This window comes from Cytobacillus sp. FSL R7-0696 (assembly GCF_038006865.1).
Classification (GTDB): domain Bacteria; phylum Bacillota; class Bacilli; order Bacillales; family Cytobacillaceae; genus Cytobacillus; species Cytobacillus kochii.
On sequence record NZ_JBBOWA010000001.1, the window covers coordinates 1,341,133 to 1,355,406 of the forward strand.

The window sequence follows — 14,274 nt, forward strand, 5'->3', positions numbered from 1 at the left end:
AATCAAAGACCATATTCATAAACTCATAAGTACTTCCATTTGTTTCTTACATATATATGCGACTCGTGCGAAACCCCATTCGTTTATATAGTTTAATAGCCCTTTTATTGAAAGTAGCTACAGATAATGTCATCTGTTTAGGTTCATCATTCATTCTTAAAAAACACATCGCTGCCTTTAAGAAAGTGACACCTTTTCCTTGACCAGTTAAGTCTGGTCTCATTCCAAGGCCTATATCCATTGAGTAACCCATATGCTCAATCATCAAAAAAGCGATAAGCTCTTCTTCATCCTTTACAGAAAAAACAAACTCTCCCCGTTCTTTTTCATCCAAAAATGCAACTAAATCCGCCTCATCTTCTTCCATATTATAAAAATCATAGGGGGCATCCTACTGCCAAGTTAAAGCAATTTCCTCAGCTTCCTGTTGCGACATTTAAATGAATCGGCATATAGATTCCACCTTATTTTAGTAAATTATACCACTTCCTATCTATTCAAGGCCCTAACTAGCCATTTAATATGCAGGGCCCTGCTTTTGACAGCGAAGTCCGCATTGAGCGCGATACTTTTGGAGTAAAGTGTTTCCTGCTTTTTTTAGACTTGTATGCGTATTTTGCGTAATTTCTCGGCTACCTCTATACCACTTTTGCGCGTATCTAGCATTTGCGCGCAACTCTTCTTCGCTTTCTCATAACTTGTGCGCATATTTGGCTCTTTCGCGCATTTCCTCCCCCTTCTCTATACCTCTTTTGCGCGTATCTGGCTTTTGCGCGCAATTCTTCTTCACTTTCTCATAACTTGTGCGCATATTTGGCTCTTTCGCGCATTTCCTCCCCCTTCTCTATACCTCTTTTGCGCGTATCTGGCTTTTGCGCGCAATTCTTCTTCGCTTTCTCATAACTTGTGGCGCATTTGGCTCTTTCCCGCAATTCCTCCCCCTCCTCTATGACCCTTTTGCGCGTATCCGGCATTTCCGCGCAACTCTTCTTCGCTTTCTCATAACTTGTGCGCGTATTGGGCTCTTTCCCGCAATTCCTTCCCCTCCTCTATGACTCTTTTGCGCGTATCCGGCATTTGCGCGCATTTCTTCTTCTCTTTCTCACAACTTGTGCGCGCATTTGGCTCTTTCACGCATTTCCTCCCCCTCCTCTATGACTCTTTTGCGCGTATCCGGCATTTGCGCGCAACTCTTCTTCGCTTTCTCATAACTTGTGCGCATATTTGGCTCTTTCGCGCATTTCCTCCCCCTTCTCTATACCTCTTTTGCGCGTATCTGGCTTTTGCGCGCAATTCTTCTTCTCTTTCTCATAACTTGTGCGCGTTTTTGGCTCTTTCCCGCATTTCCTCGGCTTCCTCTATACCCCTTTTGCGCGTATTCGGTATTTGCGCGCAATTCTTTTTCTCTCTCTCATAACTTGTGCGCATATTTGGCTCTTTCGCGCATTTCCTCCCCCTTCTCTATACCTCTTTTGCGCGTATCTGGCTTTTGCGCGCAATTCTTCTTCACTTTCTCATAACTTGTGCGCATATTTGGCTCTTTCGCGCATTTCCTCCCCCTTCTCTATACCTCTTTTGCGCGTATCTGGCTTTTGCGCGCAATTCTTCTTCGCTTTCTCATAACTTGTTCGCGTTTTTGGCTCTTTCACGCATTTCCTCGGCTTCCTCTATACCTCTTTTGCGCGTATCTGGCTTTTGCGCGCAATTCTTCTTCGCTTTCTCATAACTTGTGCGCGTTTTTGGCTCTTTCACGCATTTCCTCGGCTTCCTCTATACCTCTTTTGCGCGTATCCGGCTTTTGCGCGCAATTCTTCTTCGCTTTCTCATAAATTGTGCGCATATTTGGCTCTTTCGCGCATTTCCTCGGCTTTCTCTATACCACTTTTGCGCGTATCTGGCTTTTGCGCGCAATTCTTCTTCTCTCTCTCATAACTTGTGCGCGTTTTTGACTCTTTCGCGCATTTCCTTCCCCTTCTCTATACCTCTTTAGCGTGTATCTGGCATTTATGCGCAATTCTTCTTCTCTTTCCCTTAGCTTGTGCGTGTATTTGATTCCTGCCACATAGTTTCTTATTCTCTTCCCTCGCATTTTAGGTTATGCAACCAAGTTAGACTATTAATCGCAAACAAAAAAACCACAGAATTAAATTCTGTGGCATACAAATTCTATGATAACTTTTAAGAAGCTTTTTGAACTTTATTATCAGCTGGCGGGTTAAATTGGCCTTCCCACTTTGCGATAACAAGTGCTGCAAGGGAATTACCAACTACGTTTACTGCTGTACGACCCATATCTAGGATACGGTCGATACCTGCGATAAAAGCAAGTCCTGCTGCAGGCAGTCCAATTGTACTGAAAGTAGCTAGTAGAACAACAAACGAAACGCCTGGTACACCTGCCATACCTTTAGAAGTAATCATTAGTACAAGCATTAATGTGATTTGTTCAACAATACTTAACTCAATACCAAACATTTGTGCAATAAATAATGCTGCAATGGCTTGGTATAAAACGGAACCATCAAGGTTAAATGAGTAACCAGTTGGAATAACAAAAGAAGCGATATGTTTCGGGCTTCCTGCTTGTTCCATCTTGTCCATAATTCGTGGAAGAACCGTTTCTGAACTCGCTGTTGAGAAAGCTAGAAGTAATTCTTCTTTAATGGATCCAAGTAATTTAAAGATATTCACACCGATAATTTTAGCCATAATTCCTAAAATAACGATAACGAAGAATGCCATTGTTCCATACACAGTTAACGCTAATTTCCCTAAAGGAATCAATGAAGCAAAACCATATTTTGAAATCGTCACACCAATTAACGCAAACACCCCTATTGGTGCATACTTCATAAATAAGTTTGTTACATAAAACATCGCCTTAGCTGTGCCTTCAAAAAATCTTAATACTGGTTTCCCTTTTTCACCTATTGCAGCGACTCCTAGTCCAAATACAACGGCAAAGAAAATAATTGCAAGCATGTCACCTTCCACCATTGCTTGAACCGGATTTGTCGGTACAATATGCAATAGCGTGTCGGCTATTGATTTTCCTTCTTGCTCTTCATTCGTTTGAACATATCCAGAAATATCATTCTGTTCTAAGCTCTCCATATCCAAACCTGCTCCAGGTTGGAATATATTAGCAGAAATAAGTCCCACTGCAATCGCTACCATTGTCATTCCAATGAAATAAAACAGTGATTTTCCGCCGAGCTTACCGACTGATTTAATGTCACCAACACCAGCAATAGCAACGATGATTGTTGAAAGGACGATCGGTACGACGATCATTTTAATTAAACGGATAAATAAATCACCAAAAGGCTGTAAAAAACTTTGAGCGGTTTCATTTCCGTAGAAAATACCACCAATGACAATACCTAAAATAAGACCAATCAAAATTTGAGTAGCTAGACTCATTTTAAATATTTTTTTCATAAAAAAACCTCACCTTCTATAAATTTGATCTAGTGCTTAGGCAAGGGAAACAAGGTTAATTAATTTAAGGTGAAAATAAACCAAAAAAAAAAGCCTTTTCAGTCATTTTCCCGCAATCATATAAACTCCTTTTGTCTCCTTTAATGCTGACGAGGTTAGCTTTCGGGTTAGGACTAAGGGAAACAGTAAGCCCCTCTAACATACATAGATTCACCCCAAACGGACATGTCCGCTGTAAATATTGGGTCCCCCGTTCTTAGAAAAAAGATTAAGCAATATATTACAAAATACTTTTCTATTATATTATTAATACATTGAAATTGTAAATAGCAAGAATTACCGAGGATATTTAAAGCTGTGCGTTCACTATAGCGCACCTATCTAGAAAAACCTTTATAATTCTCGCAAATACTTATTATTTCTCTTGTTTACTACAATAACCTTCAGTTTAATTCTTCCGATTATTCCTCTTTTTTTAAATAAAAATTAAAGAAAAATATACACAAATTTTACAAAACTAATTTTTCTGAAATATTAATTATTTAGTCTATCTAAATAATTAATCAACGGTTACCGCAATGATCTTGTTTATGGTGGTTGATTTCTTCGAATGCTTTTGTTATCACTAAAATAAGGGGGTTTACACATGCCTGTCATTAAACATCGTTTGTTGATTCATGCCGATATTCACTTATGTTTTGATTTAGCAAGAAATGTGGAAGTACATACGGAGACAACAAAGCAATCACAGGAGCGAGCTGTTGCAGGAGTGACTTCAGGTTTACTCAGGAGTGGGGACACAGTAACCTGGGAAGCTATACATTTTGGTGTAAAGCAAAGACTAACAGCAAAAGTAACGGAGATGGAACGCCCCTACCAATTTACAGATGTATTGGTAAAGGGTGCTTTTCAATCATTTATTCATGTTCATGAGTTCCGCGAGCATGAGGAAGGAACAGAAATGATAGATTCATTTTCTTATATCTCACCATTAGGATTGATTGGGAAGATAGCAGACTTCCTCTTTTTAAAAGCTTATATGCAACGATTCATAACCAAAAGAGCGTTAGCATTAAAAAAGATGGCAGAGGGGATTACATAACCCTCGCCATCTTTTTACTTAAGGTAGATTGATTTGCCAAGATACACCGAAGCGATCATTAATCCAAGCAAATTGTTGACTAAAACCATAATCACCTAAAGGCATTAATTCCGTACCACCGTCTACTAGCTTTTCGTAGACAACACGAAGTTCTTCCGCAGTATCACAATTCAAATAAAAGGAAAAGCTCGGGGTGAAATTGAACTGATGGGCGATATTACTATCAATGCACATCACTTCTTGGTCCTTTAGCTTGAATATGGCATGCATTACTGTCCCTTCATCACCCGCTTCATTTTCACCATAGCGGGCAATATTTATAATGCTTGAGTCTTCAATAATCGACGTATAATAATTCATCGCTTGCTCTGCTTGACCATCTTGAAACATAAGAAATGGCATGACACTTTTCATCTCTAATCTCCTTTATCTCTCATTTCCATTCATCATACTTCAATAAGAAGCTAGGAGCAAATCATTAGCTAGAGACAGCCTTATCTTCAAAATAACTTGCTTTTGATGGGCGATAGATAGTTGCGACTAACGCAATAGAAACAATTCCACTAATCACTGCAAAAGCAACACTGACTTCTTGTAAGGTAAACCACTCAGCTAGGAGACCCAGTAGTAATGTCAAACCAATTTGGACGATTCCTTGCAATAGATCAGCCACACTTGCAAACCTTCCCATAATGTCAACAGGTACTTGTTTTTGGAAAAAAGTGACGTAACCTGCATTTGCAAACGTAAAGAAGAACCCTAATATGACAAAGGCTATGGTTGCAGTTAAATAATGTGAAGATGCATAGAAGACTATGTAACCGATTGATGTCAATAACATCCCCGCACCAATATATAGTTTTAATGATAATTTTTTCGCTAATAAACTTGAACATAAACCGCCAAATATAGCACCGATACCTGTCATGGCCACAATATAGCCATACGCTTCATTAGATAGGCCAAGATCTCTCGTTAAAAAGGTAACTTCTTGAGAATCCAGGGCGACACATATGAGCATCGTCGTTTGGAATAACAAGTATACAGATATAAAATATTTGGCTCCTTTTGAGAACCGGATAATTGTTCGCCAATCTTCTACTAATGTTTTTAAACGAATTCGCTCTCTTACATGATTATTCTGCTCATCCACATTCGGAAGTAAGAAAATAAAGAAAGCACAAATAATAAAAGTAGCCGCATTAATATAGAAGCAGACCGCCAAACTAACTGTCGTCATTAATACACCTGCAATAGCTGGACCAATCATAATTGCCCCATTACCTGCCATTCCGATAAGAGCATTAACTCGCTTACGTTCTGACTCTGGAATTAATTTGGTTATGTATACCTGTGAGCTTGGTCCAAAAAAACTACCAGCCAAATTAATAAGTAACAATAAAAAGTAAATCAACCACAATGAATGTAAAAATGGTAAACAGACAACTAAAAGACCACGTACAATATCGATAAAAATCATTAACCTTCTTTTATTTACTCTATCAATCACGCTTCCTGACCAAAGGTTGGTCATAAGCATTGCTAGAGGTCTAATAATATAAAGACCCGCAACTGCAGCTGCAGAACCGGTTAAGTCAATAATATATACGTTCAACGCAATCAAATAAATCCAATTTCCTAAATAAGAAACGCCTATACCCAATATAAGCAGCGCAGGATTTCTCCACCCGATAGGTATCACCCCTTAAAAAAATACAAGATTCAGAAAATACAGTACAGGAAATATGTTACACTACTTATAAAAAATAACAAGGGGAAATCGATGGAAATTCACGAAAGAAACTTACAAAAAGAGGAAAAAGTAGTTAGATATACTCATATAAATTCAGGTGCTCCGTCCGTATGTATTATGTTTTCAGGAGCGGGATAGAACTATAATCATCCATTGTTTTACTACGCTACGATGATGATAATTGAACAGGGCATTGATGTTGTTCATCTCCATTATCAATATGAAGCAAATTTATTAAAAACACATAGAGTAGAAGACATTTCATCCTTAATGATGGAAGATATTCACCTAGTTATTACGGATCTATCTCAAAAACATATCTATCAAAAAACCATCCTGTTGGGCAAATCTCTTGGTACGATACCGATCACTTTACACCTTACGAAAGAGGAAATTTTCCGTGAGGCACAGATTATTCTTTTAACACCGTTATTAAAATTCCCATCAATCGCTAAGGCAACAGTACTTATAAAGCAAGAGGTCTTACTCGTCATTGGTAATCAAGATTTACATTTCCATCATGAAACAATCGAAGAAATAAAAGGACGTACCGTTCAACTAAAGATAATCGATGGCGCAAATCACTCACTTGACATCGACTATCATACAGACCAATCCCTTCAAGCGTTAAAAACAGTAATGGCTGAATTGAAGAGATTTATTTCTTGATAAGGCTAAAAAACTAAAAATTACTTTACTATGCTTTTTAAAGTCTGTTTCTTATATTTATGAAAATCAATAATGTCGAAGCCGATAAAATATTTACACTGCTCATCAGCAAAATAAAATTGGATGCCTTTCAGTAGATAATGTTTCTTAACAGCTTGTCCAGATAGCCGGAAAGATAGGGTTTCACCATTTTCGTGATATATTTTTTCTGACCCTGCTATCGGGGATAATCTTTGCGCAATCTCTCCAAAACATTCTATACCAACGATTCGATCATGCTCATCAATATCGACTAGTAATGGAGAATCACCCACATCTTCTGTTGCTTGAATAGTATACGTTTCTGAATCAGGCAGTAAATAAATATAGCCAGCCTTCGCCTCTGTATCAAATGTAATTCTAGATTCCAATCCTTATCCCCCTCAGATTTTTAGTTCGATGAATATTATGTAAACATAGGATTCCTTTGTATAGAAACCCTACATTTTTAGGATTTAATTATAGTTATTATTGATTGTATTTGCCAATTGGGAAAGCATTTGTTTCATTTCTTGTTGTTCTAGTTGATATCGGTTAGAAAGCTCGATTATTTCACTTTCATTGCCTTTTATCATAATAATGACTTGATTAGCAGCCGTTCTTTTTATCACGCGATACCCTTGCTGTGAAGTAGTTGCTATTCCTTCATCATTTGGTAAACAATAGCCATTCACTTGACAACTACCATCATCTCTTACTCTTAATTGCCCCAATAACCCTACTGCAGACCACTCTTGTCTATCTTGTCTTGAAACATAAGATTGCGATGGATCCCATTTCGTACTAATGATCGGTTTGGTCTCTGTAACCGATGAGCGAGGTTCTCCATTTTTTGAAGCTGGCAAAGGTACTTCAATATGGGTGTACATTCTACGTCCCCATTCATCTAATTCATATTTCCCCTGCCAATTCAAGCTTGCACTATTACCTAATAAACTTGGAGTAGCACTTGTTACACCAAGAATATAACTATCAGATGCAGTTGCCTTTCGCATCTTATCTCCTTCTAATGTAACAAAGTATCCTGGATCAATTGCCGAGCCATCTATACTTTCAAACATCTCTGCTATATCTGCCCCACCAGTATTGTATGTGGCTCCATCAATATACATTTCACCATTACTAGCTAACCATTTAGCACCGAGGCTTCTTGTATCTGCAGCTGTACCGTTGCCAATAAACCAGGAGTAAGGTTCTTCAGCATCACCGTATCTACCCATAATATGCGCGCCCGCTTGATCATTTGTACTTGTACCAAGTCCCTCCGCATGAGAGTAATCACCTGAAGCGATCGTATTGTGCCTTCCGCATGACTTGCTAATCCACTCGCCACATTGTTAAAACCTTCAACATGGGAACTATTACCACTTGCAGTGTTAGGCGCTGGTAAGTTTGCTCCATCTGATCCCCCTTCTGCGTGTGCTGAGAAACCACTGGCCGTATTTTCAGTTCCTTCCGCATGGGACGCATTTCCACTGGCGGTTGTTCCTAACCCTTCGGCATGGGCATAAGGTGCGTCAAATGCTGTACTAGATAAGTAGCCCTCGGCATGGGAAGCAGTGCCTGCTGCTATTGTACTCTGCCCCTGGGCATGTGCAAAAGTGCCTGAAGCAATTGTTGAATTTCCTTCCGCATGTGAATTGTAACCAGACGCCTCTGATCCATCACCCTCCGCATGAGACCAAGTTCCCGAAGCGATTGTTGAAGTACCTTCGGCATGAGCCGCACCTCCACTCGCTGTTGTAAAGTAACCTTCCGAATGAGAATAGTCACCTTGTGCCTGTGTATTACCTCCTTCTGCATGAGAGTAGGCTCCTATCGCTAGAGTATTGTACCCTTCGGCATGAGTGCCAAAGTTACTTGCTACACTTAGAAAACCCTCGGCATGTGCCCCAGAATTAGATGCAGTTGTTTGAATGCCCTCTGCATGTGCACCATAAGCTGTTGCATTTGTTGAACCACCTTCGGCATGGGAGGCGGTAGCAGTAGCAGTAGTAGATAAACCCTCGGCATGTGCAGCATTACCAGAAGCTAACGTACCATCCCCTTCCGCATGAGAGGCATCCCCACTCGCGGTTGTACCTAACCCTTCTGCATGCGCAGCCCCTCCACTTGCTGTAGATTCTGAACCTTCTGCATGCGAAACATCTCCGCTTGCATTTGTTTCTGAACCTTCTGCATGAGAGGTTTCCCCACTAGCCGTTGTGGCATAACCTTCTGAATGACTATTATCTCCAATCGCCGATGTATTTGTTCCTTCCGCATGTGCCTCATTTCCAATTGCCGAAGTATTAATCCCCTCGGCATGAGAGGCATATCCACTTGCTTCAGTCCCATGTCCCTCAGCGTGTGATACTCCACCGATGGCCAAACTTTCAAATCCCTCCGCATGAGACGCTTGCCCACTCGCTAGTGTATTAAACCCTTCACTATGTGCGGCGACCTCCGTCGCATTAGTGCTTGAGCCTTCCACGTGAGAAGCTGCACCTGTTGCTATTGATGCATAACCCTCGGCATGAGAGGTCTCTCCAGTCGCTATACTATTATAGCCCTCCGCATGAGACGCTGTGCCAGCAGCTTCTGTTGTACTACCCTCCGCATGCGAAGCCACACCACTTGCAGTAGTATTATAGCCACCTGCATCGGAACATGTTCCTAAAGCATTTCTATTACAATCAGCCAAATGTAGCACTCCTTTCCACAAAAAAATTTAAATCTTTATCCTGATAGTTTATTAAAAGGAGATCATTTTCGTGTGGACAAGTTGCCTAATCTTATCACTTCATCTCTTTGACATTTAATAAAGGTATAACCGTCTTACCGCTCGCCTCTTACAAGGCAAAAAAAAAAACGAAAAAATGATCAATGAAACAACATTTTTTCGTTTACTCCATTACTTTTATTTTAGAAATCTTGTAGCTTAAGTCCCTTCAAAGATTCTTCCCATTCCGTGATAGACCACTTTTTGCAAACTTTCTGCAACTCCTCTGGTGTATCCACCGTACACATCAACTCTAAACTATTGCCGTCTGGGTCTTTAAAATAAACTGAAGCATTACTTTGATGTGACCGAATAAATGGAGCCACCGACTTTCTGCTGCCAAATCGCACTGCTTCAATTCCCTTTGTTTCTAACCAGTTTAATGACCGCTTTAAATTTTCATAGGAAACGCGAAAGGCAACATGTCTAACAGAAGGATGATAGGGCAACTTGTACTCTTCTCCTTGCCATAGACCTAACCAACTTTTATCCTTTTCAATCCAGAGAAATACTGTCTCTTCATCCCTTAATGCCACCTGTAACCCTAGATTCGTATAAAATTCAATCGCGTCATCTAAATTTTTGACTGGTAAATGAGCTTCATATAAGCCTTCTATCATTGCATCATCAGTCCTCCTTTATCTAATTATATTTTTATACAAAAGAGAACTCATCACGACCGATAAAAGCTGTATCTTCCTTACGACTTTTGATGGAGAGCGGACTTTGCAATATATGCTACTCTCTTGAATCACAATCGCCAACTCCTCCTAATCCCTCCACGATTTCTCTGGTCGATCTGATGGAAAGCCATTTGTTATGCGATACGCCTTTCTCTCATCCGTGAAGTCAAACCATTTTTTAGGCATTTGCTTATTGTTAGCGAAATGAATGACACAGCGAATTTGATCTTCCACACAGCCATCCGTTCTCACACCCATTTCTTTTTCCAGCAGATCAAATAGTTGTCCCGGGTTTTCATTCTTTATATCTTCTAAACGATAGATTTGCAGATATCGAACAAGTTTATCCGCTAATTCAAAACCAATTGAGGGCACCAATTGGAAGTCTGCCCATCCCTTAATCTTCCGTGCCCTTTCATCTGATATATTTAAATGCTTACTAATTTCTTTTATCCCAAGTATATGTATTTGGCTGATCTTCAATCTTGCCTCTCGTATTCTAGACCTTTCATCTGCTGTTAAAGGTAATTTAGGTTGATAAGATGGCATCGGCTTCCTCCTTACTGGCTTACATTTATAGTGTTAGTGGTTTATAACCTTTTCTTTTTTTATAATGTTCAAGTGTACCCATCTCTAAGTTAGCTACCATTTCCATTCTCTCTAAATCTCTTCTTGTCACAACAGGATCCTCCGCATTCCAGCGCACAGTGCGAATGAAATAATACGTTTTAATTGGGTGAAAGACTACTTTTGAATGGGGAAAAGCATCGAAAGTAAATTCAATCGCTCCCCGTTTTTTATAAGAATAGGAAAGAATATTCATTGTGTTGATCCATCCCTTTGCTTTTAAGTCGTACAATTCTTTACCCTTATACGAAAGGTCTTCAATCCCTTTTTCCGCTTTTTCCTCTCATTCTTTAAGTAGCCTATCTCCTTCACGCTTTCGGTAATTGCCTAACCCCCTCCAAATACGCAAGCATGCGACGATCATCATTGATAGGATAAGAGAATCGAAGGTGATTAGCCACTTCTTGAGCTAACGCACGAAACAATTCGCATGTGGTCATAACTGCTTCCCACATATTTTCCTCATCTCCATCACTATAAGTTTTTCTGTACATCTCCCAATAGGAAGGAGGGAGATAACACTTATAATATTTTCCTAACTTACCAGTAGAAATACGAAAATCATATTGAATACCGATCCACCAATCGACCATTTTGTTTAATGCGTCTCTTATGTCAGAGTTAAACATTGCTTGAGCATATGGCCATTCATCTCGCCAAATACCTTTCGCCACATTTTGTAGACACCACCAGAAGTTATTTGTATAAGCATCATATTCACCTTCACTCGGTGTTTGCACGTGGTAATCGACATCTGTCGGAGGAGGAATAATGGGCAAGTACTCACCTTTATCTAATAAAGGAACAGTCAGTTTATCTTCCCCATATTCTTTTCGCATCACTTCCTTCGTTTGAAAGCGAAGATCGATGCGATTGCCGTCTGTAAATAGCATCAGAAAACCATAACTCTTGAAGTCTTGCACTATTTCTTTACCAAAATCATTTTTATCTGGTTCTTGCTTCATAATCAACTCGCCGAATGATGCGATCCAATTTTGATTTTTAATAAAAGGCTCGGTATCTTCAACGACATAAACAATATCATAATCTTGAAACTGGTCTCTTGGGACATTTATATTTGTTCTGGAACCGTTCATATAGACGGCAAAAATCCTTTCTTCGTTTTTTGCAAAGTCTATAATCGTCGCCATCATTTCTGTTTCAGACCTCATCACTTCACCACCCAAGTATTGGTTCTTTGTTTGCTAAGTAAAGTCCTGCTTCCGGCGATTATTCGGCAAGTGATTGTGCTTGTAATCTCGTTAATTCTTTTTCAATGTTCTCTACATCAATGCGCGCAAACAATGGTTCAACTGGTGCAGTGAGTGTCACACCATTCAAAACAACCTCTTGCCATCTCCGCTCTTGGACATTGAGTAATTCAAATACCTTTTCACTTGAAAACGGTAAAAAAGGAGAAAGTAATTGCGCGAGGTTGGCAAGAAGATAAACACAATTAGCTAACGTTTTTTCACAAGTCCCTTGATCCTCATGCCATTGTTGCCATGGCTTTTGCTCATCAAAATATTTATTAGATTTTCGCACATAGGCGAATATATTCTCTAGGGCTTGCTTCATGCTTCCTTGTTCGATGAGGTTTCCAACTTCTTGATATAAGCAGTTTATTTCTCCTTTTATCTTTTCATCAATATCCGACGTTGTAATGACACCGGCAAATGATTTTTCAATAAATTTCAACGTACGATTCACAAAATTCCCATATGCACCAAGCAATTCGCTATTATGGCTATAGATAAACTCTTTCCAAGAAAAATCGGCATCGCGATTTTCCGGTGCATTAATCGTAAGAAAGTAGCGTATCGAATCTGGTTCATATCTTTCTAAGAAATCAGGCACCCAAACAGCCCAATTTTTACTCGTCGATAACTTCTTTTTTTCTAAAGTAACATATTCGTTGGAAATCACCCTTGTCGGCAATGCCGCAATTCCTATTCCTTGTAAAATGGCGGGCCAAATGACCGTGTGGAACGGGATATTATCTTTTCCGTGCACATAATACGAGGTTGTTTCACTTGACCAAAAATGATGATCATCCTGATTGTTTTCTTCGGCCCACTTTTTACTTGCCGAATAATAGCCTGAAACCGCCTCAATCCATACATACACCTTTTTATCTTCATAACCAGAAACAGGGACACTGACACCGATTGGTAAATCTCGAGAAATAGCTCTGTCGTGCAAGCCTTCACCTAAATACCTCTTCGTTAAATGCAATGCATTCTCTCTCCATAAATGTTGCACTTCAGCCCTTTGTGTATATTTCTCCAAATCAGCTTGTAAGTCACTTAGTGCAAAATATAAAAATGTTCTGTCTCCCTTGTCGTCGGTGTGTGACCACAAATTTTACAGCTGCGTTCATGAAGTTCAAGGGGCTCTAAAATGGTTGCACAATGATCACATTGATCACCTCTGGCAGGTTCATTGCAAACTGGACATAATCCTTCCACATAGCGGTCTGGCAAGAACTGCTGACAATGCTCACAATAGGTTTGCTCTACCTTTCGCTTGTAGATCAAGCCTTTTTCTAAAAGCGCTAAAAATATTTCTTGTACTACATGATGGTGATGAGCTGTATCTGTTCTTGTATAAATATCATAAGAAAAACCTAATTGTGTAAAGCAATCAACAAACTCTTTGTGATAGTGATCTGCTATCGCCTGCGGCTCTACCCCCGCCTGTCTTGCTTTCACAGTAATCGGTGTACCATTACAATCACTGCCTGAAGCATATAGCACTTTTTCTCCTTTTAAACGATAATATCTTGCCAAAATGTCTCCAGGTAGCAAACTTGAAACATGACCGAGATGCAAAGATCCATTTGCATAAGCCCACGCCCCACCAATAAAAATACTCATCTTCTATTCCCCCTAAATTATTAGCTGATTGATTGAGACACGACTGCAAACAAAAAACCTCGCCCCATAGCTATTGCTAGCTAAGGGCGAGGTTTACACCACGCGTTACCACCTTATTTTACAAATAGGTTACCCTACTTGCCTCATCAAGTACGCCAGTCCCAATCGGCCTTTATACTGTGACATTGATAACGAGTGCCAAAACTCGGCGTAGCCTACTTATACTAATAAACAAGTATGTTCAGTACACAGCTCAGAGACCATTTTTCGAATGATTGCTTTTTGCTTCTTCTCAGCTACCGAAGCTCTCTGCTTAAAAAACG

The 14,274-nt window shown here is 39.7% G+C and carries 15 protein-coding genes, 1 pseudogene, 1 riboswitch and 1 other annotated feature (1 of these 18 only partly in view); of the genes and pseudogenes, 2 read left to right on the plus strand and 14 right to left on the minus strand.

Features of this window, described 5'->3' with window-relative positions:
* Positions 1-46: 46 nt before the first annotated feature.
* The 4 genes from MKX29_RS07015 to MKX29_RS07030 all read right to left on the minus strand — a co-directional run bounded on the left by MKX29_RS07015 (position 47) and on the right by MKX29_RS07030 (position 3,441).
* Positions 47-367 (minus strand): GNAT family N-acetyltransferase, encoded by a 321-nt coding sequence (locus MKX29_RS07015; protein ID WP_341104792.1) that lies wholly within the window; start codon positions 365-367, stop codon positions 47-49.
* 632 nt (positions 368-999) lie between these two features.
* Positions 1,000-1,134, minus strand: a complete 135-nt coding sequence (locus MKX29_RS07020) for a hypothetical protein (RefSeq protein ID WP_341104794.1) — start codon at positions 1,132-1,134, stop codon at positions 1,000-1,002.
* A 483-nt stretch (positions 1,135-1,617) separates the two neighbouring features.
* Positions 1,618-1,752, minus strand: a complete 135-nt coding sequence (locus MKX29_RS07025; RefSeq protein ID WP_341104795.1) for a hypothetical protein — start codon at positions 1,750-1,752, stop codon at positions 1,618-1,620.
* Between the two features lie 426 nt (positions 1,753-2,178).
* Positions 2,179-3,441: a cation:dicarboxylate symporter family transporter gene (locus MKX29_RS07030; protein ID WP_224938257.1), complete on the minus strand. Its 1,263-nt coding sequence runs from the start codon at positions 3,439-3,441 to the stop codon at positions 2,179-2,181.
* Positions 3,442-3,570: 129 nt separating this feature from the next.
* Positions 3,571-3,726: riboswitch (cyclic di-AMP (ydaO/yuaA leader) on the minus strand.
* 361 nt (positions 3,727-4,087) lie between these two features.
* Here MKX29_RS07030 and MKX29_RS07035 point away from each other — a divergent pair.
* Positions 4,088-4,543, plus strand: coding sequence for an SRPBCC family protein (locus MKX29_RS07035; protein ID WP_341104800.1), 456 nt, complete (start codon positions 4,088-4,090; stop codon positions 4,541-4,543).
* Positions 4,544-4,561: 18 nt separating this feature from the next.
* On the opposite strand, the gene MKX29_RS07040 is transcribed toward MKX29_RS07035, so the two are convergent.
* On the minus strand, positions 4,562-4,957 hold the full coding sequence (locus MKX29_RS07040; RefSeq protein WP_224938259.1) for a VOC family protein: 396 nt from the start codon (positions 4,955-4,957) through the stop codon (positions 4,562-4,564).
* A 64-nt stretch (positions 4,958-5,021) separates the two neighbouring features.
* On the minus strand, positions 5,022-6,245 hold the full coding sequence (locus MKX29_RS07045) for an MFS transporter (RefSeq protein WP_318247542.1): 1,224 nt from the start codon (positions 6,243-6,245) through the stop codon (positions 5,022-5,024).
* Positions 6,246-6,449: 204 nt separating this feature from the next.
* Here MKX29_RS07045 and MKX29_RS07050 point away from each other — a divergent pair, with 204 nt between their 5' ends.
* Positions 6,450-6,965 (plus strand): alpha/beta family hydrolase, encoded by a 516-nt coding sequence (locus MKX29_RS07050; RefSeq protein WP_341104805.1) that lies wholly within the window; start codon positions 6,450-6,452, stop codon positions 6,963-6,965.
* Between the two features lie 20 nt (positions 6,966-6,985).
* On the opposite strand, the gene MKX29_RS07055 is transcribed toward MKX29_RS07050, so the two are convergent.
* The 8 genes and pseudogenes from MKX29_RS07055 to metG form a co-directional block, all read right to left on the minus strand.
* The gene (locus MKX29_RS07055) at positions 6,986-7,375 is read right to left on the minus strand and encodes a DUF2283 domain-containing protein (RefSeq protein ID WP_251163029.1); all 390 of its coding nucleotides are present in this window, start codon (positions 7,373-7,375) and stop codon (positions 6,986-6,988) included.
* Between the two features lie 84 nt (positions 7,376-7,459).
* Complete coding sequence (locus tag MKX29_RS07060) at positions 7,460-8,224, minus strand: peptidase G2 autoproteolytic cleavage domain-containing protein (protein ID WP_341104808.1); 765 nt, start codon at positions 8,222-8,224, stop codon at positions 7,460-7,462.
* A complete protein-coding gene (locus tag MKX29_RS07065) occupies positions 8,131-9,687 on the minus strand; it encodes a hypothetical protein (protein ID WP_341104810.1) in 1,557 nt (518 codons plus the stop codon). Before MKX29_RS07065 ends, MKX29_RS07060 begins: the two co-directional genes overlap by 94 nt.
* A gap of 221 nt (positions 9,688-9,908) precedes the next feature.
* Positions 9,909-10,385 (minus strand): VOC family protein, encoded by a 477-nt coding sequence (locus MKX29_RS07070; protein ID WP_341104812.1) that lies wholly within the window; start codon positions 10,383-10,385, stop codon positions 9,909-9,911.
* A 150-nt stretch (positions 10,386-10,535) separates the two neighbouring features.
* Positions 10,536-10,997 carry a helix-hairpin-helix domain-containing protein gene (locus tag MKX29_RS07075; protein WP_341104813.1) on the minus strand — a complete coding sequence of 154 codons (462 nt, stop codon included), beginning with the start codon at positions 10,995-10,997 and terminating at the stop codon, positions 10,536-10,538.
* Between the two features lie 25 nt (positions 10,998-11,022).
* Positions 11,023-11,271, minus strand: a complete 249-nt coding sequence (locus tag MKX29_RS07080) for a hypothetical protein (RefSeq protein ID WP_224938327.1) — start codon at positions 11,269-11,271, stop codon at positions 11,023-11,025.
* A 112-nt stretch (positions 11,272-11,383) separates the two neighbouring features.
* Positions 11,384-12,247, minus strand: coding sequence for an aminoglycoside 6-adenylyltransferase (locus MKX29_RS07085; RefSeq protein ID WP_341053777.1), 864 nt, complete (start codon positions 12,245-12,247; stop codon positions 11,384-11,386).
* A 58-nt stretch (positions 12,248-12,305) separates the two neighbouring features.
* Positions 12,306-13,951 (minus strand): annotated as a pseudogene (gene metG, locus MKX29_RS07090) (methionine--tRNA ligase).
* 79 nt (positions 13,952-14,030) lie between these two features.
* Positions 14,031-14,274 (minus strand) — a binding site (T-box leader); it runs 33 nt beyond the window's last position.

What these genes read in the sequence shown, in the direction of transcription:
- MKX29_RS07030 (WP_224938257.1), bottom strand. Translation starts at nt 3,441, where the DNA reads ATGAAAAAAATATTTAAAATGAGTCTAGCTACTCAAATTTTGATTGGT.
- MKX29_RS07035 (WP_341104800.1), top strand. Translation starts at nt 4,088, where the DNA reads ATGCCTGTCATTAAACATCGTTTGTTGATTCATGCCGATATTCACTTA.
- MKX29_RS07085 (WP_341053777.1), bottom strand. Translation starts at nt 12,247, where the DNA reads ATGAGGTCTGAAACAGAAATGATGGCGACGATTATAGACTTTGCAAAA.
- MKX29_RS07040 (WP_224938259.1), bottom strand. Translation starts at nt 4,957, where the DNA reads ATGAAAAGTGTCATGCCATTTCTTATGTTTCAAGATGGTCAAGCAGAG.
- MKX29_RS07075 (WP_341104813.1), bottom strand. Translation starts at nt 10,997, where the DNA reads ATGCCATCTTATCAACCTAAATTACCTTTAACAGCAGATGAAAGGTCT.
- MKX29_RS07060 (WP_341104808.1), bottom strand. Translation starts at nt 8,224, where the DNA reads ATGGGTAGATACGGTGATGCTGAAGAACCTTACTCCTGGTTTATTGGC.
- MKX29_RS07070 (WP_341104812.1), bottom strand. Translation starts at nt 10,385, where the DNA reads ATGATAGAAGGCTTATATGAAGCTCATTTACCAGTCAAAAATTTAGAT.
- MKX29_RS07080 (WP_224938327.1), bottom strand. Translation starts at nt 11,271, where the DNA reads ATGAATATTCTTTCCTATTCTTATAAAAAACGGGGAGCGATTGAATTT.
- MKX29_RS07015 (WP_341104792.1), bottom strand. Translation starts at nt 367, where the DNA reads ATGGAAGAAGATGAGGCGGATTTAGTTGCATTTTTGGATGAAAAAGAA.